This window comes from Flavobacteriaceae bacterium (assembly GCA_003443635.1).
GTDB lineage: Bacteria > Bacteroidota > Bacteroidia > Flavobacteriales > Flavobacteriaceae > AU392.
In genome coordinates this window covers 2,820,880-2,843,816 of sequence record CP031964.1, presented here as the reverse complement: position 1 = coordinate 2,843,816, position 22,937 = coordinate 2,820,880, and the positions used below count along the sequence as shown (strand labels likewise).

General features: G+C 29.7%; 18 protein-coding genes. 9 read left to right on the top strand and 9 right to left on the bottom strand.

Annotation, left to right across the window (positions count from 1 at the left end; genetic code table 11):
• Positions 1-127 precede the first annotated feature (127 nt).
• Positions 128-1,261, top strand: a complete 1,134-nt coding sequence (locus D1817_13070; GenBank protein AXT20776.1) for an AraC family transcriptional regulator — start codon at positions 128-130, stop codon at positions 1,259-1,261.
• A gap of 153 nt (positions 1,262-1,414) precedes the next feature.
• Here the strand turns inward: D1817_13070 and mltG are convergent, their stop codons facing one another.
• From mltG to D1817_13025, 9 genes are all read right to left on the bottom strand, one after another.
• Positions 1,415-2,455, bottom strand: coding sequence for an endolytic transglycosylase MltG (gene mltG, locus D1817_13065; protein ID AXT20775.1), 1,041 nt, complete (start codon positions 2,453-2,455; stop codon positions 1,415-1,417).
• A 119-nt stretch (positions 2,456-2,574) separates the two neighbouring features.
• Positions 2,575-2,988 carry a glyoxalase gene (locus D1817_13060; GenBank protein AXT20774.1) on the bottom strand — a complete coding sequence of 138 codons (414 nt, stop codon included), beginning with the start codon at positions 2,986-2,988 and terminating at the stop codon, positions 2,575-2,577.
• A 170-nt stretch (positions 2,989-3,158) separates the two neighbouring features.
• Entirely contained in the window at positions 3,159-4,574 is a 1,416-nt protein-coding gene (locus D1817_13055) for a hypothetical protein (protein AXT20773.1), read from the bottom strand.
• A 157-nt stretch (positions 4,575-4,731) separates the two neighbouring features.
• Positions 4,732-6,435 carry a hypothetical protein gene (locus tag D1817_13050; GenBank protein AXT20772.1) on the bottom strand — a complete coding sequence of 568 codons (1,704 nt, stop codon included), beginning with the start codon at positions 6,433-6,435 and terminating at the stop codon, positions 4,732-4,734.
• 176 nt (positions 6,436-6,611) lie between these two features.
• Positions 6,612-9,965 (bottom strand): preprotein translocase subunit SecA, encoded by a 3,354-nt coding sequence (gene secA, locus D1817_13045; GenBank protein ID AXT20771.1) that lies wholly within the window; start codon positions 9,963-9,965, stop codon positions 6,612-6,614.
• 129 nt (positions 9,966-10,094) lie between these two features.
• A complete protein-coding gene (locus tag D1817_13040) occupies positions 10,095-10,316 on the bottom strand; it encodes a DUF2795 domain-containing protein (GenBank protein ID AXT20770.1) in 222 nt (73 codons plus the stop codon).
• Positions 10,317-10,477: 161 nt separating this feature from the next.
• Complete coding sequence (locus tag D1817_13035; GenBank protein AXT20769.1) at positions 10,478-11,053, bottom strand: cob(I)yrinic acid a,c-diamide adenosyltransferase; 576 nt, start codon at positions 11,051-11,053, stop codon at positions 10,478-10,480.
• Between the two features lie 99 nt (positions 11,054-11,152).
• Positions 11,153-11,923, bottom strand: coding sequence for a class I SAM-dependent methyltransferase (locus D1817_13030; protein ID AXT20768.1), 771 nt, complete (start codon positions 11,921-11,923; stop codon positions 11,153-11,155).
• Between the two features lies 1 nt (position 11,924).
• Positions 11,925-13,784, bottom strand: coding sequence for an ABC transporter ATP-binding protein (locus D1817_13025; protein AXT20767.1), 1,860 nt, complete (start codon positions 13,782-13,784; stop codon positions 11,925-11,927).
• Between the two features lie 104 nt (positions 13,785-13,888).
• Between D1817_13025 and D1817_13020 the strand changes: the two genes are divergently transcribed.
• From D1817_13020 to D1817_12985, 8 genes are all read left to right on the top strand, one after another.
• Positions 13,889-14,680 (top strand): sugar transporter, encoded by a 792-nt coding sequence (locus D1817_13020; GenBank protein ID AXT20766.1) that lies wholly within the window; start codon positions 13,889-13,891, stop codon positions 14,678-14,680.
• Between the two features lie 3 nt (positions 14,681-14,683).
• Entirely contained in the window at positions 14,684-17,167 is a 2,484-nt protein-coding gene (locus tag D1817_13015) for a polysaccharide biosynthesis tyrosine autokinase (GenBank protein AXT20765.1), read from the top strand.
• Between the two features lie 121 nt (positions 17,168-17,288).
• A complete protein-coding gene (locus D1817_13010; protein AXT20764.1) occupies positions 17,289-18,176 on the top strand; it encodes an ABC transporter permease in 888 nt (295 codons plus the stop codon).
• The gene (locus tag D1817_13005; GenBank protein ID AXT20763.1) at positions 18,173-19,456 is read left to right on the top strand and encodes an ABC transporter ATP-binding protein; all 1,284 of its coding nucleotides are present in this window, start codon (positions 18,173-18,175) and stop codon (positions 19,454-19,456) included. Before D1817_13010 ends, D1817_13005 begins: the two co-directional genes overlap by 4 nt.
• Positions 19,449-20,210, top strand: coding sequence for a macrocin O-methyltransferase (locus tag D1817_13000; protein AXT20762.1), 762 nt, complete (start codon positions 19,449-19,451; stop codon positions 20,208-20,210). Before D1817_13005 ends, D1817_13000 begins: the two co-directional genes overlap by 8 nt.
• A 10-nt stretch (positions 20,211-20,220) precedes the next feature.
• Positions 20,221-20,922, top strand: coding sequence for a class I SAM-dependent methyltransferase (locus D1817_12995; protein ID AXT20761.1), 702 nt, complete (start codon positions 20,221-20,223; stop codon positions 20,920-20,922).
• The gene (locus D1817_12990) at positions 20,919-22,040 is read left to right on the top strand and encodes a glycosyltransferase (protein AXT20760.1); all 1,122 of its coding nucleotides are present in this window, start codon (positions 20,919-20,921) and stop codon (positions 22,038-22,040) included. The genes D1817_12995 and D1817_12990 overlap by 4 nt, the downstream gene beginning before the upstream one ends.
• Positions 22,041-22,063: 23 nt before the next feature.
• Positions 22,064-22,897: a hypothetical protein gene (locus tag D1817_12985; GenBank protein AXT20759.1), complete on the top strand. Its 834-nt coding sequence runs from the start codon at positions 22,064-22,066 to the stop codon at positions 22,895-22,897.
• Positions 22,898-22,937: the final 40 nt, after the last annotated feature.

The window sequence follows — 22,937 nt, the reverse complement described above, 5'->3', positions numbered from 1 at the left end:
TAAACTATAGTATCAGACTATTTTCTTAATCCTTGTATAAATAAAGATTAAGTTCTAACTAAATAAAATAATATAAAACGTATTTTTATGTTAGATTAAAACACAACAATGTTAAAATTTTAAGTGGATGAGTATATCGCCATATGAACTTTTTCTAGTATTAATTATTGGCCAGTGTTTGTTTTTGATTTTTGCTATTCAGTATATTCCTAAAAAGCATACAGGAGCAAACAGGGTTATACAGTACTTATTGGTTATTTATAGCCTTTTTTTATTCGAAAGAGCTTTAGGTCATCAATTTGAAAGAGATTTTTTGAGACGATATGGTAACATCATTAATGCTTTATATCTTTTTATTGGGCCTTTCGTTTATACGTATATTAGGCGGCTACTTTTTTATAAAAATGGAAATTATCAGTTAGCATTCTATCACTATCTGCCAGCACTATTGTATTTAGGATTCTGTTTTTTTCATATTTATATTTATGATTCAATAGAAGATTTGAGTGGCTATTTTAATACTTTATTGTTTTGGAATGACGTCATATTTTTTGTCTTTATTTCTGCTTATTTATTCAAATCTAATAGATTGTTGAATTACTATAAGAAAAACGAAGAAGAAGAACTGTCCTTTAATCAAACCATTGTAAAATATGTAGAGATCATGTTGATTGGTTTATTGATTTATATGATTTTTTGGTTGTTAGGAATTCTTGAGCGTTTTGTTATTAAATTACCAATTGATATTAGAATGATTTGGGATATATCTTGTTTAATCTTTGGGATACAGATTTATATTGTAGGTTTTTATAATTTAAAATACCCAGAAGTATTTAAAATTCGTTTTCCTTCTAAGAAAGAAAACAGACCTAAAAAAAAGAATAAGCTTGACGAAAAACAAATAAATGAGATTAAAAACCTAATTGATATCTTCTTAAAAGAAAAGAAAGGGTATTGTCGACCAGAATTAAGTTTGTCTATTCTAGCGAATGAAATTAATACAACAACTAATAAATTATCATGGGTTCTAAATAACATTTATAAAAAAACGTTTTACGAACTGGTTAACGAATATCGAGTTAAAGATTTCTTAGAAAGAATTGATAACAATAATCATAAAGAACTGACTTTGGTTTCTATTGCGCTAGAAGTTGGATTTAATTCTAAATCTACCTTTTACAAAGCATTTAAAGAGATAACAAAGGTTACTCCAACAGAGTATATTAAAAAAGTTGAAAATTCACAAAGGCAAAACTCATAATATTAAAAGAATAGGTTAATTTTTTTTAAATTAGTGAAATATCAAAACACTACGAATTAGGAAAAAAAAGGAGAACAACTAGCAGTTGATTTTCTACTAAATAAGATATCATTCATTTGCTGTTCAGCAAACATGAACCCGTAATATGTACCTTTAGTTAGTATTTTTATTCTCTATTCTATCTAACCAACGATGATACCTTCTGGCATTTTTATTATGCTCAGTTATAGATTCTGCGAAAAGGTGATATCCCGGATTATCTGGATCAACACACATATAATAAAAATTGTGTTCTTCTGAATTCAAAATAGCATCAATACTTTTAATAGATGCCATACTTATTGGTCCAGGAGGTAGCCCTCTGTGCAAATAAGTGTTATATGGAGACTCGAAACGAATATGTTTATATAAAATTCTTGTCGCTTTAAAATCTCTTGTTGCAAACTTTGCCGTAGGGTCTGCATCTAACTTCATACCTATTTTAATTCGATTTAGATATAACCCTGCTACTCGTTTTTTTTCTTCATCTTTTGATATTTCCCTTTCCACAATTGAAGCTAAGGTATAAACCTCTTCAGGAGTCAATCCTATTTTTTTAGCTTTTGTAAGTCTATTGTTGGAATTCCAAAAACGCTTATGTTCTTTAATCATTCTTTCAAAAAAATCCTTTTCATTTGAGTTCCAATAAAATTCATATGTATTAGGAACAAACAAACTCATTAGAGTTTCAGCGGTGTATCCGAATTTGGTTATATAATTCTCATTTTGAAAAAGATTAATCAAATCAGTTGAATCACTTTCTATAAATCCAGAAGCTTTGCCTGCGACATCTTCTAATAACCAACCGTGAGTTAAAACTAAATTTACAGTTTCTTGTTCTCCTGCTCTAAGATGACTGATTAATGAGCGGTTACTCCAGGATGGAATAATTTTATACCTTCCGGATCTCATGATACTTTTTTTATAATTCATCATCTCCGACACTTCACGAAACGAAACGGTATCTATAATTTGGTTATTCTTATAGAGGATTTCAACGACGTCATTAAATGAGGAATTAGTTGGAATAATAACAATATTATTCTCTAGTTTTTCAGGAACATTAGGAGACATTATTTTTTGATATTTATAATAACCAAAGACGCCTCCTATTATAGCAATAGTTAGTATTCCCCAAAGTATTTTTTTTAGCATTTAATTTTCGTTTTTTGGTCTTTCTAATAACTATTAACAGTTTGGTTATAAGGCGTTGCTGTCTTGCAAGGCGATAATAGGTTTATAGCTTTTTTTGTGTGTAAGCTTTTAATTTTTTATTATGCCCATGGATTGTATGAGCCAAAATTCCATATATATCCTTCTGGATCTTTACAACTGTAGCCACGACCACCATAATCCTGATCTTTTATATCTAAAATTATTGTTGCTCCAGCTGCAATTGCTCTATTATAATGGTCATCAATTTCTTCAACAATAATATACGGAGTTTGTGTATTAATTCCATTTAAGTCTTTTGGTGTCTTGACGAATTTATCATATTCGCTATCATTTTCAGACCCTAGCATGATCATAGCATTACCAAAACTTAACTGAGCATGAGTGATAGTTTCATTTGCACCTGGCACAACCAAATGCTTTTCAAACCCAAAAGCATTACAGAGCCATTCAATAGCTGCTGGGGCATCTTTGTATCTCATGGTTGGAATTATAACAGATCCGTTTTGTTTCATTGAATTGCTATTTTATTATTTTTTGTGATTTACACACATTGTGTTTGTGTATGTTAGGTTGTGTTGGTACTAAGTTAGCAAATACAAACCGAATAGAAAATCCGCTAGGATTTTCCGAGTACACACAAACCAAGCAATTGGTTATACACGTTGTTGTAGCCTGTGCATTTTTAATTTATTGATATCAATATACTTAAATCGCCAGAACCTTTATTACACTCAATTTTTAGAGTATAGCTATCAAATTCCCAAGTTCTACCTTGCCAATTTCCTGATTGAATTAAATCTTTCTCTTTTTCCCATTCAAATTTTTCTTTGAAATACATATCAGTTCCAAAGATTTCTATTGCATTATTAACAACTAATTCATATTCTCGGATGAAAGTGAACTTCGAATAATTCTTAGTTATTCGATAGAAATACAAATAGTTTCTTCCATCTTCATGAATTTTATCTATTCTATTAAAAAATCCTAAATAGTGATGAACAGGTTTAATTGTTTCAGTTTCTCTATTTCTATCTAATGATTTGTATGAATCAATTACTAAACCATTTTTTAAATCATTGATTAATAGTTTAGAGAAAGCTATTTGGTCTTTTTCTTCTTTTTCTACAATGAAATCAAATGACTTTATAAAATCATCCACATGCATAACCTTTGTGTCAATTCCAAGTAGTTTGTAGAGCGCTCTTGTCTTTTTAAGAAAACCTTGGTCATCAGACACTACACAATCACAATAAGCTCCATAATAACTGTGAATTCCATCATTTAGCATATTATTGAATCTTACACTTTTTGATGGTTCTTTGCTTATCCCTAATATATCTAGAGTAAAATAGGCATTATTAAAAAAATCATATTTTGAAATTTCTTTATCACCATTGGGATTTAGATTACTATTTACATATTCAGTAAAAGTTTTTTGAAGTTGAGAATCTTTTAGGTCTTCATTAAAATCGATTTCATCATATTCAATTGTAAATTTCCCGTTATTAATATGCTTATCAGTGAGATTTCTTAAACCCTTATAAATGGTTTTATCTTCTTTCATATTATTTACCATCCCTAAAAACTTTTCGCCCCATTGCATTATTGACATTGGTTCTTCTCCAACTGGAATAATGTTTTTTAATGGATCAGATAATTCTGAATCCATATTTTCAAGTCCAGGGAAATTAAAATCTAATTTAGTTTCGGTTAATAAGGTTTTTGCAGCTTGAATTTTTTCTAATTCTTCAGGATTTAAATTACTTGTGTCAAAGTCAAACAAACTAGAGAAGTCAATGTGATCTGTTTCATTTTCAACATCAGCGAATGCCTCTAAAGGTCTTGCTAAATAACAAGATGTCTTTTTTTCAATTGCGTGGTAAGAGAGATAATTATCATTCACAATGGAATCGATAAATTTTAACTCTGAATATTTTATATCTGTTTTATCGTTTTTTAAATCAAGTAAATGAGCATGAGAATAACAAAATAAACTTGCTTTTTGAATTCTTATTTTTTCTAATAATTTGACATATTGACTTTTCTCTTGTTTGAAGAGATGACTAAAAATCTGCTTATCAAAATATATTCTTACCATTTAGGATTTTCGCATTGGTTACAACGGTTTGTGTATGAGCCGTTGCGTGGTTTAGCGTGAACCAATCCAAGTACAAAACTCAGTTGGAAAATCCGCAAGAATTTTCCAAAGTAGCTCTGACCAAGTAATGGCTTATACACGTTGTTACCAGCTGGCTTTATTTTTTTATTTCCTTTAAATATTTATAATCACTTCCTTGTTTTAGTAAAACATATTGATTCCAAAATTTGTCATCATTTAGATTGTCAACGGAAAAATTCCATTCGGTTACAGAACCAATTTGGTCAACAACCTTGCTTCCAAATAAATTACCTTTAATAGTTACAGGCTCAAAATAGTTCCATTCATATAATTTTTGGGAATCATTAAAAGCCAAGAAATAGTGAAGTTTTTTAATTCCTTCCTTGTCGGTTACTAACACAGGATTAATTGCTAAACCTCTGTTTTCTGAATATATTAAAGAATGAACAGATAATTTTGAATAATTGTTAGGATTATTTTTCTTTAAAATTTCATATGCAGGGTTAAAAATGTTTTTATTTAGTTTTTCTTCAAAAGCAGTGTTTTTTGATTGTTTCTCTTTTCTTAAAGAGTCAGCAACAATTTCGTATAATCCAATGTAATTTCGATTATTAACTTCATCAGTTTTCCATATCGATTCTCCATATTTATCCCAATCTGGGTCTTTTTTTAAATCAGGGACTTTTTCAAATAAATTTGTTTCCCAAAAGTCAGGATTTAATTCTGTTGAATTTTCTTTGAAAAAATTCCATTGTTGAAGATTATTAAAATATTGTTCTTGTCCTTCATTTATTGAGTTTGCTTGAAAATAAGTAACTTTTGATTTTTCATAATACCATTTATCATTGTATTTCACAGCTTTTATAATGTAAGCATATGTTCTTGGAATTTCTTCGAGAAACTTCTTGTCCTTAATGTCATTTGGTGAAATGATTTTTACGTTTTTATCTTTCTTATTTTTAGTTAAACCTTTAAAATCTTGAGAAGAGACTTGTTCAATAAAAAAAGCTACAAATTTTGTTTCGTCAGCATTTAGCAATAATTGAAAAGGTTTATCATTATTGTTAGATAAAATGGTTTTTAAAAATTGCTCATCAAACTCTTTTCTTAAATATTCATTTGAAAGAATATTAAATCTTTCTTGACTTAATTGTTTTTCTTTTTTTAATGTCGGACTGTTAATTGCAACTGTGTAAATAATATCGTTCAATGCTTTCGACAAAGCATTGTTAATTGTACAGTTAATTGATTCATTAGTACACGCAAACTCAAATCCTGGATTATTCCAATCTCCAATATAAGATTTATCTAAAACTATAGAGTTTGATATGTTGTCAAATAGTTCAATTTTGATTTTGGCATAACCAACATCATTTTGTTTGTACAACTCAATTTTTGAGAAATTAAGAACATACTGAAATTTCTCATTTTCGGATATACTTTTTAAATTATTTAAAGAACCATCACTTTTTTTGTCTTTTAGAATAATTAATAGATTTGGGAATTTTTCAAAAAAACGATATGCTAAAAATTGTTCGGAAATAGAACTTGCATTTTTAAAAAAATCTATGTTTTTAGTAAATTCTATTTCACTTTTTATCATCTCTCGAATGTTTTCGGGTTGTGATAAAAAATCTTCAGAATTAAGATAAGATTCTGTTTCTGAAGTATTGTTGTTTTTTTCAATACTGCTGTTGTATTCTGCTATTTCTTTCTTGAATGATTTCTCATACTTTGTTTCATTTGGGGGAAGTATTAGAATTGTTGGTTCAAATTTTTCTTGTGCAAAAGTTAAGAATGAGGCTAATAGAATTATTAAAGTAAATAATTGTTTTTTCATTTGCGTTTTGTTGGTTTCATATGTTGCCTAACGTAGATATATAGTTACTTTAGTAACTATATATCTCTTATATGTGTATTACAGATATTTTTATTAAATGTAAGAAAAAATCCTGATAGCATATTTGTTGCTATCAGGATTTTATTTTATAGGATCTCTGCTTTCGCAAGAATTAATTAATCTTCAACCAAAACCCAATCACCTTTAGCAATTAAGTGTTCTGCTTGTTTGTATTTAAGGGTTTTATTTTCACCATTCATCACATTTTTAATGGTAACACGATCGTTACGCCCAATTTTTGGTTTATCACGTACAATAGTTTCTACCACTTGTTGCGCTTGTGTATTACCGCCAGCAGCTCTACTTTGTGCAGAACGCTCATCCATATTAGGAATCTCTTCTTTAGTCGTTTCTAACTTTTCTTTACGTCTAGTTCTAGCTTCCTGGATAGTATCTGTGGTTTCTTGTGGTAACTCCCCTTTAAATAAGAAAGAGATCACATCTTTATTTACCTGATCGATCATTTGTTTAAACAGCTCGAACGATTCGAACTTATAAATTAATAAAGGATCTTTTTGCTCATGTACCGCTAATTGTACCGATTGCTTTAACTCATCCATTTTACGTAAATGTGTTTTCCAGGCATCGTCAATAATGGCTAATGAGATGTTTTTCTCGAAATCGGTAATTAATTGCTTACCATTAGTTTCATAAGCTTTCTCTAAATCGGTAACTACTTGTAAACTTTTAATACCATCTGTAAATGGTACTACTATACGTTGGAACTGATTACGCTGTGTTTCGTATACATTTTTAATGACAGGGAATGCAATCTCTGCATTACGACGCATTTTTTCTTTATAATGATCAAATGCTGCTGTATAAATTTTTGAAGCGATATCTTGTTCGCTAAGTTTCCCAAACTCTTCTTCTGTAATTGGAGAACTCATCGAGAAATAACGAATTAATTCGAATTCGAAATTTTTAAAATCGTTAGCATCTTTATTGGTTTGCGCAATACCTTCTGAAGTATCGTAGATCATATTAGCAAGATCTACGCGTAAACGATCTCCAAATAAAGCATGGTAACGTCGTTTGTATACTACCTCACGTTGAGCGTTCATCACATCATCATACTCTAATAATCGCTTACGTACTCCAAAGTTGTTTTCTTCTACTTTTTTCTGTGCACGCTCAATAGACTTAGAGATCATAGAATGCTGAATTACTTCGCCTTCTTTTAATCCCATTCTGTCCATCATTTTCGCAATTCGCTCACTACCAAATAAACGCATTAAATTATCTTCTAGAGACACATAAAATTGCGAGCTTCCCGGATCTCCCTGACGACCAGCACGACCACGTAACTGTCTATCTACACGACGCGAATCGTGACGTTCTGTACCCACAATGGCTAATCCACCAGCATCTTTAACCTGATCTATTAATTTAATATCGGTACCACGACCAGCCATATTGGTAGCTATAGTTACTTGCCCTGGTTTACCAGCTTCTGCCACAATATCTGCTTCTTTTTTATGCAATTTTGCATTTAAGACGTTATGTGGTACTTTACGAATACTCAACATCTTGCCAAGTAACTCACTAATCTCCACATTGGTGGTACCAATAAGTACCGGACGACCAGATTGTGATAGTTTTGTTACTTCATCAATTACAGCATTATATTTTTCACGCTTAGTTTTATATACTAAATCTTCACGATCATCTCTGGCAATAGGGCGGTTGGTAGGAATTTCTACCACATCTAATTTATAGATCTCCCAAAGTTCACCTGCTTCTGTTACCGCAGTACCCGTCATACCAGACAACTTGCGATACATCCTAAAGTAATTTTGAAGTGTTACCGTAGCAAAGGTTTGTGTGGCAGCTTCAATCTTTACGTTTTCTTTAGCTTCGATCGCTTGGTGTAATCCGTCACTATAACGACGTCCATCCATAATACGACCAGTTTGCTCATCTACAATCATTACTTTGTTATCCATAACAACGTACTGATTGTCCTTTTCAAACAATGCGTAAGCTTTTAATAACTGATTTAAAGTATGGATACGCTCGGATTTAATTCCAAAATCACGAAACAAATTTTCTTTAAGCTCAGCTTCTTTTTCTGCCGAAAGGCCTTGTGCTTCAATTTTAGCAATCTCAATACCCATTTCAGGCATTACAAAGAAATCGGGATCATCTTTCCCGGAAAGATAATCTACACCTTTATCTGATAATTCAATCTGATTATTTTTTTCATCAATAACATAATAAAGTTCTGCATCGATCTTATGCATTTCTCTATTGTTATCCTGCATATAAGCATTTTCAGTTTTTTGAAGTAATTGTTTGATCCCTTCTTCACTTAAAAACTTTATCAGTGCTTTGTTTTTAGGAATACCACGATATGCACGTAGTAATTGTACCCCTCCTTCTTTAGTATCTCCAGCTGCAATTAGCTTTTTTGCCTCTGCTAAAACACCTGTTAAATATTGGCGTTGTACAGAAACAATATCATCAACTTTTGGTTTTAACTCATTAAATTCGTGACGATCGCCTTGAGGGATAGGTCCTGAAATAATAAGTGGCGTACGAGCATCATCAACTAATACAGAATCTACCTCATCTACAATAGCGTAATGGTGTGGGCGTTGTACTAAATCGTCTGGCGAATGTGCCATATTATCACGCAAATAATCAAAACCAAATTCATTATTGGTTCCGTAAGTAATATCTGCTTCATAAGCTTTACGTCTGCCTTCAGAGTTTGGTTGGTGATAATCAATACAGTCTACGCTCAGTCCATGAAACTCAAAAATAGGTGCCATCCATGCACTATCACGTTTAGCTAGATAATCGTTAACGGTTACTAAATGTACTCCTTTACCAGCAAGTGCATTTAAATACACAGGAAGTGTAGCTACTAAAGTTTTACCTTCACCTGTTTGCATTTCGGCAATCTTACCTTGATGCATTGCGGAACCACCAATAAGCTGAACATCGTAATGTATCATATCCCAGATAATAGCTTTCCCCGCAGCATCCCATGAGTTTGCCCAAGTAGCGCTATCTCCATCTAAATTTACATAAGCTTTACCTCCAGAGATCTCACGATCAAAAGCATTAGCATTAACAGTAATACTGGTGTTATTTACAAAACGCTTTGCAGTTTCTTTAATCACTGCAAATGCCTCTGGTAAGATGGTATTTAATACTTCTTCTGTTGCTTTATATGAATCGTCTTTAAGGCTATCAATTTTTTGATAGATGTCTTCTTTTTTATCTATATCTTCAATAGTGTCTGCTTCTTCTTGAAGTTTAAGAATTTCGTCTTCAAAAACTTTTCTGCCTTCAGCTATTTTAGATTTAAATTCTATAGTTTTTGCTCTTAACTCATCGTGAGATAGACTTTCTAGATTTGCTTCAAAAGATTTTACTTGCTCAACTATAGGCGAAAGTGCCTTTACATCTTGTTTGGATTTATCTCCAACAAATACTTTAAGTACTGAATTTAAAAAACTCATTATATATGTTTATTTTACTCTTTAACAAATAGGATGTCAAAGATAATGTTTGTTACAGTGTTATCAGAAAAAATGAAGCACAAAAAAAGCCTCTAATGAGACTTTTAATTATTTTTTAATGGCTTGTATTTAATATTCATCCTCATTCCAGAGATAATCTTCATCTGTAGGGTAATCAGGCCAAATCTCTTGGATAGAATCATATGAATCTCCTTCGTCTTCAATAGATTGAAGATTCTCTACAACCTCTAGGGGGGCTCCAGTTCTAATAGAATAATCTATTAATTCGTCTTTAGTTGCTGGCCAAGGCGCATCACTTAAAAAAGATGCTAATTCTAATGTCCAATACATTTTGTACTTATTTTAATTTTTTGCAAAAATAATTTTTTAGTTTAAATATGCAAGTAAAAAAATAATTATTTAATCATTATTTTCAAGAACGTTAGCTTCGATCTGCATTTTAGAACAAAACTATTTTTTTTGCAATGTTTATTCTTTTAGAAGATAAATGTTTACGAATTTTTTTTAGGAATCCATTTTACTTCATCTGCTTGTAAGTCATTGGACAATTTTCGTGCCAATACAAATAGATAGTCGGATAGGCGATTTAAATACATTAAAGTATTAGGTTGAAAGGGTTCGATATCATTTAAAGCAGTAGCTAAACGTTCGGCACGACGGCACACACAGCGTGCTATGTGACAGAATGACACCGTTTGATGCCCACCTGGAAGTACAAAATGTGTCATTGGAGGTAAAGGCGCTTCCATCATATCCATTTCCTGTTCTAAAAGTGTGATATCTTCATCAGATATTTTAGGAATATTTAAGCGTTCTTTCCCACTCTTTAAAATAGCTTTTTCTGGATCGGTGGCTAAAATAGCACCAACAGTAAACAATCTATCCTGAATTTCGACAAGTATTTTTTTATAATCAGGATTGATATCTTGATCTCTAATTAAACCTATGTACGAGTTTAACTCATCAACCGTACCATAGCTTTCTATACGGATATGATGTTTAGGAACACGTGTTCCGCCAAATAATGCAGTAGTTCCTTTATCTCCTGTTTTTGTGTAAACCTTCATGCTACGCAAGTTAAAAGTTAAAAATTAAAGTTAAACGTTTTTTAAGCTATTTTTACTGATAAAGTGCCTTGATTTTTGAAAATAAAAGTAGATAACTTTTTATATTCTAATTGTAAAATGTTCTTTTTCTTGTTCTTTTCTAAAAAAAACAAATCCCCAAAAAAAAGTATCTATAGTAACACTTACTTTTGGATGTTGTTTTATCTCTTCCCAAGCTTCTGTCATTTCTTTAGACCAATAAATATCATCAAAAATAAATACAGAATCGTTATGAATAGTTTGTAATAGGGTTTCAAAATAATTTAAAGTTGCTTCCTTTTGGTGATTGCCATCAAAAAAAATAAAGTCATAAGTATTTGTAGTCAGCTCTTTTATAACTCTATTGAAATCTCCAGTAATACAATTAATGTTATTAATATTAAATATTTTAAAACTACTTATAGCTTCTTTAGAAGTATTTGGGCAACCTTCAATAGTAGTAATAGCTGCTTTTGAATTTCCTAAATGTATGGCTTGTGTACCCATCCCTAGAGAAGTTCCTAATTCTAAAACGGTATTGAATTTAAAATAAGAGGTTAATCGATATAATAACTTTGCTCTTTTATAGGTTGTTCCGGCATTTTTGGAAATTTGAGAAATAACCCTTGTATTATCTTTCATAACACGAGAATTTGCTCCTAAATCGGTAACAGAAATAGTGTTTTTGTTCTGTAATAAGAATTGTCTGTATTTTTTTAATTGAAAATAAGGGGCGTATTTTTTACTGTCATAAAAACACTTAGTAATTAAATCGTAAACAAAAGGGGAGTGAACACCATGTTGATTTTTAGATCTAAGTAAAAATTTTATGTATGCAAAAATGCGTTCCATTTTACTCTAACTTGGCAGATAACTCAAACCAACGTTCTTCTTTGGTTTCAATATCATCAATGATAACTTGTAACTTATTTGAGAGTTCTGTAATCTCATCCTGAGTGAGTGAAGGGTCATTAAATTTAGCTTCCAGTTCTTTTTTATCGTGTGCTAATGATTTTAACTTGCTTTCGATGTTATTTAACTCTTTTTGCTCATTGTAAGATAACTTTTGAGTATCATCTTTTTTCCATTGCTTTTTTTCTGTCTTTTCGACTTTATTAGAACTTATTTTTTCTAAACTGTCTTCATAGGCTCTAAAATCACTGTAGTTTCCTGGGAAATCTTCAATAATACCTTGCCCTCTAAATACGAAAAGGTGATCTACAATTTTATCCATAAAATAACGATCGTGAGATACGACTATTAAGCAGCCAGGGAAATCTAATAAAAAGCTTTCTAAAACATTTAGGGTTACAATATCCAGATCGTTTGTAGGTTCGTCTAAAATTAAAAAATTTGGATTTTGAATTAATACAGTGCATAAAAACAAACGCTTGCGTTCACCTCCACTTAATTTTTCGACAAAATCGTATTGTTTTTTTCTATCAAACAGAAAACGTTCCAGTAATTGTTGAGCACTAATTTGACGCCCTTTTTTTAGTGGAATGTAATCTCCAAACTCACGAACAACATCAATTACTTTTTGCTCAGGTTTTATTGTAATTCCATTTTGAGTATAATAGCCAAACTTAACGGTTTCACCTAAAATAACTTTACCAGAATCTGGAACTATATTACCCGTTAATATATTTAAAAATGTAGATTTTCCTGTGCCATTTTCTCCAATAATCCCTATACGTTCTCCTTTTTGAAAAACATATTCAAATTTGTTTAGAATTTGTTTTTCATCAAATTTTTTAGAGATTTTATAAAGCTCAAGTATTTTACTACCTAAGCGCTCCATATTTATTTCTAACTGTACTTCGTGGTCTTCACGACGTTTGTGAGCACGTTCTTTAATCTCATAAAAATCATCAATTCTTGATTTAGATTTTGTTGTTCGTGCTTTTGGCTGCCTTCTCATCCAGCCTAGCTCTTTTTTATAGAGTTGTTTAGCTTTATTAACTTCTATAGATTCACGCTCAATGCGCTCTTCTTTTTTTTCTAGATAATAAGAATAATTACCTTTATAGTTATAGATGTTACCTTGATCTAATTCGATAATTTCATTGCATACGCGCTCTAAAAAATAACGATCGTGAGTTACCATAAAAAGAGTCATGTTTTCTTTAGCAAAAAAATGCTCGAGCCATTCAATCATTTCTAAATCTAGATGATTGGTTGGCTCATCTAAAATTAGTAAGTCAGGTTTATTTATAAGTGCATTTGCAAGTGCTAGACGCTTTTTTTGCCCACCAGATAAATTACTCACTTTCTGATCGAGATCTTTTAATTTTAGTTTAAAAAGAATCTGTTTATACTGAGTTTCAAAATCCCAAGCATTGTGAAGCTCCATTTCTTCAAATGCTTTTTGATAAGCATCAGTATCTTCAGGATTAATTAATGCATTATTGTAAGTATTAATAACTTCAAGAATAGGATTATCAGAATTAAAGATGGTTTCTTCTATGGTTAATGTAGGTTTTAAATCAGGTTCTTGAGATAAGAATGCTGTTTTAAGGCCTTTTCTGAAAACAATTTGCCCTGTGTCAGATTCGTCTTTACCAGAAAGTATATTTAATATAGATGTTTTTCCAGAACCGTTTTTAGCTACAAAAGCTATTTTTTGATCTTTGTGGATGCTAAAATAAATATTCTCAAATAGCGTTAATTCACCATATGATTTAGAGATATTTTCTACTGTTAAATAGTTCAAAAGGTCTTTTTTGCAAATAACGTATAAATAACCAAAAAATCACAGATTAGTTTTGATATTCCTGTGTAAAAGTTATATTTGTGTGAAAACAATCCCGCCTCAATATGAATAAATTCATTATCAGATTTGGCATAATTATAAGTTTATTAATTACCTCCTGTGTTCCCTATAAAGATACTAAGTATTTAAATGAAAATAATACAAATACTGATGCTCCAGCATTAATTGAAAAACAAAAGCCTTATCGTATTCAAATTAGTGATATATTGGATATTAGAGTAAAAGCTTCTAGACAAGAACTCGTTACTATTTTAAACCCTACTGGAGATGGTAATTTAAATGCTAGTGGTGTAGAACGAGCTTATACAGAGGGCTTTACAGTGGATTTACATGGTAATATAAGAATGCCTGTATTGGGGAAGTTAAATGTTTTAGGATATACTGCTGAAGAAATTGAAGAGCTTATTAAAAAACAATTATTAGAAAAAGAATTTAAAGAAGCTGCTAACTTATTTGTAACAGTAAAACTTTCTGGATTTCGTTATACTGTAAATGGAGAAATTGGGAGCCCAGGAACACGAACATTATACCAAGATCGTGTAAATATTTTTGAAGCAATTGCAAATTCTGGAGAGATACCAATAACAGGAAATAAAAAAGATGTATTAATTATTAGACAATACCCACAAGGTCAAAAAATACACCATCTAGACCTTACGGATGTTAAGATACTAAATTCTCCTTATTATTATATACAACCAAATGATATCATTACAGTACAACCTTTAAAACAAAAATCATGGGGAACTGGAACAAATGGTATACAGACATTGACTACTATTTTTTCTATTGTTTCTTTGGTTACCACATCAATATTGATAATTAATAGATTTTAAAAAATGAGTTTTAATGAACTAGATGAGTATGAAGGAGAAAGAGAGCCAGGAGGAGGTTTTACTTTTGACATAAAAGGATACATTTTTAAAGTATTAAATTATTGGTGGTTAATTGTATTGTGTGTTGTAATAGGTTTGTTTGCAGCAAATTATGCTAATGTGCGTAAGCAAAATGTATACCGATTAGATACGTTGATCTCTATTGAGAATGATCAGAACCCGTTTTTTTCGGCAAATACAAGCATTTCCTTTAACTGGGGTGGTGTTTCAGGAAAGACAGGACGTATTATAACTGCTCTTAGAACTAGAACTCATAATGAAGCTGTTGTGGATTCATTAGAATATTATGTGCAATATTTAAAAGAAGGGAAATATAGGAAAGATGAAATATACACGGCAGCCCCTTTTTATTTAGAAATTGATAAATCTAAAGGGCAAATTTTAAATAAGCTTATAAAGGTTAGATTTATTAGTGAGACGCAATATGAAATTTCTATAAATTTTGAATCAAATAAGGTATTAACTCAATCCTATGGGGATAAATCTAGGCAATCTGTTTCGGTTTCTTTAGGGGAATTTAAAGAAACATTTTCAATTGATGAAGATGTTAAACTGCCTTTTTTTAATGCGAAACTTAAGTTAAGAGAAGATAGAACTGTTGCTCCTAATGAAGAGTATTTTATTAAATTTTTAAATTTTGATAATGTTGTTGGTAGTTATAGAAATAGAGTGACTATAGCTCCTTTTTCGAGAACAGCATCTTCCATATTAAAATTATCGATGTCTGGAAATAATAAAGCAAAAATTGTAGATTTTTTAAATGCTACAGTTGCAATTTTTAGTAAATCGGAATTAGAGCAAAAAAATATTTATGCAACTAGAACTATTGAATTTATAGAACGCAGTATTGCTGCTGTAGATGATAGTTTGCAAAATGTTCAGGACGAATTAAATGATTTTAGAAGACAAAAAAGAGTACTGAATATTGATGATGAGATGTTAATTGTTTCGGAACAGTTAAGAGAATTGCAAAAAAATAAAGAATCAGAAAATGTAAAATTTCAGTATTTAGAAAACTTAGAAAACTATTTAAACACAAAAACAGATTATACCAAAATTACTGCTCCAACAACTGTTGGCATTGAAGAAGGGAATATATCGGCAAGTGTAACAAAAATAGTTTCTTTAGCAGTAGAACGCCAAAACTTAGAATCAACAACTAGGGAGAGTTCAGCTTTATTTAATAGTTTAGATAAACAAATAGATTCGGAAAAAAATGTACTAATAGAGATTATTAAATCTACTAAAGGAACTATAAGAACAACTCAAAGTTCTTTAGATAAAAATATAAGAGACGCACAAGTAAAATTAAGTGCCTTACCAGAAGATCAACAACAATACCTTAAAATTCAAAGACGACTTAATATTAGTCAAGAAGCTTATGATGTTTATTTAGCAAAACATAGTGAAGCTTCAATAATTAAGGCCGCTAATATCTCTGATATTACTGTAGTAGATGAAGCTAAAGATATTGGTGGAGGATTAGTAGGCCCAGATAAAAGGCTTAATAAAATTATAGCCTTAGCTGGAGGGATTTTAGGACCTATGTTATTAATATTTATTGTGTTTTTATTGGACACTAGTATTCGTGATGTTAATGAAGTAGAACGTCTATCTAAAATTCCAATTTTGGGACTTATAGGTAAAGAACCAAATAATAATAATTTAGTTGTTTATGAAAACTCAAAATCTTCAATATCAGAAGCATTTAGAGCTATTCGTTCGAGTTTACAATTCTTTTATAAAAAGCAAGATATAAAATCCGGAAAAACACTAATGATAACATCATCAGTTAGTGGAGAAGGAAAAACATTCAGCTCTATAAATATAGCCACAGTATATGCATTATCAGGAAAAAAAACTATTTTACTAGGTGTGGATTTACGTAAACCTAAAATATTTGGTGATTTTGGAATTACTAATGATGTAGGTGTAGTGAATAACCTTATTGGTCAAAGTACTTTAGATGAAATAACACATAAAACACATATTGAAAATTTAGATATTATACCTTCTGGACCTATCCCTCCAAACCCTTCAGAGTTATTAATGAGTGACAATATGAGAGATATTATAGAAACTCTTAGAGGGAAATATGATATTATAATATTAGATACACCGCCGTTAGGCTTGGTGTCTGATGCTTTAGAATTAGTGCAGTATGCAGATGCATCCATATTTGTGATACGATTAGGATATACTAAAAAAGGTATGTTGCAATTAATAAATGCAAAATATAAAGCCGGAGAAATTAAAAATGTGAGTTATATTTTAAATTACTATAAGCATAAAAATAATAATTATGGTTACGGCTATGGTTATGGTTATGGTTATGGATTATACGGAAATTCTTATCATGAGAATGATTCTAAGAAATCATTGCTTAAGAGAATAAAACGTGTCTTAAAAATCAATAATAAAAATTAGACTTGAAATATATTTTCTTCTCGTAATTAATTTTGTTTAGTATTAAGATATAAGTTTAAGAAAAAACTTATCCTAATATAATTTGGAGTATAGAGCATAAATAAGTGAAATTAAAAAAAAAATAGTGACTCAAGAAAAATGGTTATATACAATTTCAACTAAACAACGATTAGTCAGTTTTAATTTTAAAGAAATTTGGAATTATAGAGATTTACTATTCTTATTTGTAAAGAGAGATGTTATTACTTTATATAAGCAAACTGTATTAGGCCCACTATGGTACTTAATTCAACCGCTAATTACATCAGTAATATTCACGATAATCTTTAATGGCATTGCAAATATTGAAGTAGGAGATAACATCCATCCATTTTTATTTAATCTAGCTGGTATTACTATATGGAATTACTTTTCTGAATGTTTAAAAGGAACAAGTGACACATTTAAAAAGAATCAAGGTGTTTTTGGAAAAGTATATTTTCCAAGAGTTATTGTACCATTATCTGTTGTGGTTTCTAATTTATTGAAATTTGGGATTCAATTTTTAATATTTATAGGCTTTTACTTTTTTTTCTGGATAAAGGGTAACTCAGGAAGTATTGATTTGAAAATATTACCATTGTTCCCAATTATAATTATAATAATGGGATTATTAGGATTGGGATTAGGAATGATTATTTCTTCAATGACCACAAAATATAGAGATTTAACTTTTTTAGTTGGTTTTGGAGTGCAATTATTGATGTATATCTCTGCGGTGATGTACCCTACTCAAGTTGCAGTTACTAAAATTCAAAACAATTTCCCTAAGACTGCAGATTATATAACACCATTAATAGAGAATAATCCATTAGGTAAAGTTGTTGAAACTTTTAGGTATATGTTTTTCTCTGAAGGTTATTTTTCAATAGGGAATATATTTTTTACAATTATAATTACAATAATTATTTTTTTAATTGGATTATTGATTTTTAATAAAACCGAGAAAAGTTTTATAGATACAATATGAAAAAAGAAAGAGTAATATTAAAAGCAGAAAATATATCTAAACAATATCGCTTAGGGTTAGTTGGAACTGGAACATTAAGTCATGACCTAAATAGATGGTGGAGTAAAATTAGAGGTAAAGAAGACCCTTATCTAAAAGTAAGTGAAAGTAATAAAAGAGATGTAAAAGGGACATCTGAATATGTATGGGCTCTACAAAATATAGATTTTGAAGTTGAAAAAGGAGAAGTATTAGGAATTATAGGTAAAAATGGCGCAGGAAAATCAACTCTGTTAAAGATCTTATCAAAGATTACTGGCCCTACTACAGGAAAAATAAAAACTAAAGGACGAATAGCTTCTTTATTAGAAGTAGGAACAGGATTTCATGGTGAAATGACTGGACGAGAAAATATTTTTTTGAATGGAGCTATTTTAGGAATGACTAAAAAAGAGATTAAATCTAAAATAGACGAGATTATTGAGTTTTCGGGCTGTGAACGTTACATAGATACCCCTGTGAAGCGATATTCATCAGGAATGACCGTACGATTGGCTTTTGCAGTTGCAGCGTTTTTAGAACCAGAAATATTAGTGGTTGATGAAGTTTTAGCTGTTGGAGATGCTGAATTTCAAAAGAAAGCAATTGGTAAAATGCAAGATATCTCACAAGGAGAAGGTAGAACGGTCTTGTTTGTTAGCCATGATATGAATGCTATATCTAAATTAACAAATAGAGTTATGGTTTTAAAAGATGGATTTGTGAATTTTATAGGCAGTACAAATGAAGCAATAAAACTATATTTAAAAGATGAAAATGAATCTGATCAATTCTTTTATACTGGAGATTTGTCATCGCCAAAAATTATAAAGGTTAATATAGATACTAGCCTGCCCAATAACATTCATGAATACGGTAAATTAATAAAGTTTAATTTTAAAGTACACCTTCCATACAATGTTGACAACTTAGCACTTTCTTTTCAAATTATTGATGAGTTAGGGATTCCTATTACTCATACTTGGATTATTGATTCAGAACATAAAATTAAAAGAGAAAAAGGAGTATATATATTTAGTTGTGATTTTTTAAACCCTAAACTTTATATGGGAACATATTCATTGAAAGTTTATTTGTCAGAATCAAAAACAAAAGAGAGATTTCATTTTTTAGATTCTATTTGTAGCTTTAAAATAGAAATGATGAAGAGTACTAGAAATGATTATAGTTGGGCTAAAGGAGCTTGTAAATATATTGAAGATAGTAATTGGAGTATAATAAAAGAAAAAGCTAATGCTTAAAAAATTAAAAAAGAAAATTAAAAATAAAATCTTCTCTAAGTTTTTTTCAGAATATCATGTTTATGAGCCTAATAGGTATTCAGATATTAAACCTAAAGAAAAAAAAATTATTGAAGAAGTCAAACGCTTTACATTAACAAACCCAGAAAGAATAATAAGTTTAATACGCTCTATAGAGCATATAGAGGCAAATAATATTAAAGGAGATATAGTTGAATGTGGTGTATGGAAAGGAGGGAGTATGATGGCTGCATTAAAAACTCTAAATAATTTAAAAAGTTTTGATCGTAATGTATATTTATACGACACTTTTGAAGGGATGAGTGAACCTACTGAAATGGATAAGTCTTTTAAAGGAGAATCAGCTTCTGATGCATATCAGAATAAAGATAAATTTTGGAATCAGATTGAATGCTTGTCTGCTTTGGATGAGGTAAAAAGTAATATCTATAAAATTGATTACCCATCTAATAATATTCATTTTATTAAAGGAAAAGTAGAGGATACAATACCAGAGTCTGGAATTCCTACGGAAATTGCAATTCTTAGATTAGATACAGATTGGTATGAATCGACATTGCATGAAATGGAACATTTATTTCCAAGATTAGTAAAAGGAGGTATCATTATAATTGATGATTATGGGCACTGGCAAGGTTGTAAGAAAGCCATTGATGAATACTTAAGTAAGAATAATATAGAATTGTTTTTACATAGAATTGATTATACATGTAGAATGGGGGTAAAAATATAAAATATTGATAATGAATGAGTTTACTGAAATTTCATTAAATAAAAATAATTTAGATAGGTACACTATTCGAAAAGCTATATTAGATGCTTTAACTCAAAAGCTTTCATTATTTAAAGGAGACCTTTTAGATATAGGATGTGGTAAAATGCCCTATAAACAATATATTTTAGATAATAGTGCAGTAAAAACATACAATGGATTAGACATTGATAACGCTTTAGAGTATGATGATAATATAAAACCAGATTTTACCTGGGATGGTATTACGATGCCTTTTAAAGATAATACTTTCGATTGTGCGATAGGAACAGAAGTGCTAGAGCATTGCCCAGACATAGAAGTTGTGTTGAATGAAGTTTATAGAGTTTTAAAACCTAATGGGATATTTTTTTTTACAGTTCCTTTTTTATGGAACTTACACGAAACTCCCAATGATGAGTATCGATACACTCCTTTTTCTTTAGAGAGACATTTTAAAAATGCAAAATTTAAAAATATTAAAATAAATGCAACAGGGGGATGGCATGCATCTATGGCTCAGATGTTAGGGCTTTGGGCTTTAAGAAGCCCTATGTCTGGTTTTAAAAGAAATTTTTTCTCAAGATTATTAAAACCCATAATAAATTATTTAATGAAATTAGACAAGCCTGAAACAATTATGTTTACAGAAGGTCAAATGATTACTGGCTTATATGGTATAGTTACAAAATGAAAAAAACAAATTTAAATATAGCATTATTCACTCCTAATCAAAACCCATATTCTGAAACTTTTATTCAGGCACATAAAAAATATTTAAAAGGGAATATATTTTACTATTATGGGAAAGAGAATCATATAAAACTGGAAAACAAAGGAGATTTAGTTCCTTATTTTTTTAAAATAATCCTTAAAATATATGCAAGGTTGACTAATAAATCATCTAAATATGTTTTAAATAAAAGTGTTTTAAAAAGTATTAAAAATAATAAAATAGATGTAATTTTAGTTGAATATGGAACACATGCTTATTATTTAAAACAAGTATTAAAAGATTGTGGTTTGCCAATTATAGTTCATTTTCATGGCTATGATGCAAGTGTAACAAATATTGTAAAAAACTGTAACAATTATAAAGAAATTTTTCAATTAGCAACCAAAATCATCGCCGTTTCCAAAAAAATGGAAGATATGCTTTTAAAATTAGGTTGCCCTTCAGCGAAGCTTTTATATAATGTTTATGGTCCTCAACCAGAATTTGAAACAGTTGAGCCAGAATTCAAAAAGAAACAATTTATAGCTATAGGAAGGTTTACAGAAAAAAAAGCTCCTTATTATACCATTTTAGCATTTAAGGAAGTATTAAAAACTCACTCGGATGCTCTTTTACTTATGGCAGGAAATGGAGAGCTTTTAAATGTATGTAAAAACTTGGTAAAGTATTATAAACTAGAAAAGAGTATCATATTTCTTGGTGTTATTACCCCTGAAGACTATAGATCTCATATTAAAAAATCTTTAGCTTTTGTACAGCATTCTATAACAGCTGCTTCAGGAAATATGGAAGGTACTCCGCTAACAATTTTAGAAGCTAGTGTTGCAGGATTACCAGTTATTTCAACAAAACATGCAGGAATACCAGATGTTATTATTGACAAAGAAACAGGTCTTCTATCAGAAGAACATGATGTTGAGGCTATGACAGAAAATATGCTTCAATTGCTGAATGATTTAAATTTATCAAAAAGATTAGGTAAAAGAGGAAAAGAAAATATAAAAGCAAATTATAATATTAAAAGGCATATTGGTGTTTTAGATCAAGAGATAGAAAATGCGGTGCATCACTTTTAATAACTTCTCAGTTTTCTCATAAAATGGATCAATTAATTAACAACATGAAATCTAATTCAAAAGAAGATGTTTTAATAAATATCCTAACAAGAACATCTAATAGGCCAATAGGTTTTTTAAATTGCCATCAATCTATAATCCAACAATCATATAAAAATTTTAATCATATTATATCATATGATAATGATAATGATTTGAATTATATTAATGCTTTTGATTTAAAAAAAATAAAAGTAAATAAAGTAACCAGTGATCCTGAAATAAAGCAAAGCTTTATTTATGCACCCTATAACTTATATTGTAATGAATTATTAAAAGAGGTTAAAAATGGATGGATTTTATTTTTAGATGATGACGATAGTTTATTACATCATAAAGTTTTAGAAGAAGCAGTAAAACTTATTAAAAAAATGGATAATGATACAATGATTGTTTGGCAAATAAGATACCCTAATGGAAAAACTTTACCCTTAAAAAAGCATTTTAAGCAAAAAAAAATAGAGCTTAATCATATTGGAACTTCAAATATTCTTTTTCACTCAAAATATAAAGATTTAGCAAAATGGGATGAATGGAAAGGAGCAGATTTTAGATTTATTAATGTATTATTTAATCAAATTCCTAAAAAAAAATGGATTGAAAAAGTTAATATACAAATCAATAACTATGGAGATTTTGGAAAACAAAATGATATAGATAATATAGTTACTAATAATAAAATATTTTATAAATCTTGGTTTTGGTGGTTACTTCCAAAATATCACACAAGTTTTTTGGGTTTTAGAATATTTAATAAAATTGAATATAAAAAATTAAAAAAACGATTTTTAAATAAAATTTCGAACATTAAAAAATAATATACTTTGCTTAAGTTTTCATTAATTGTACTCTCAAATA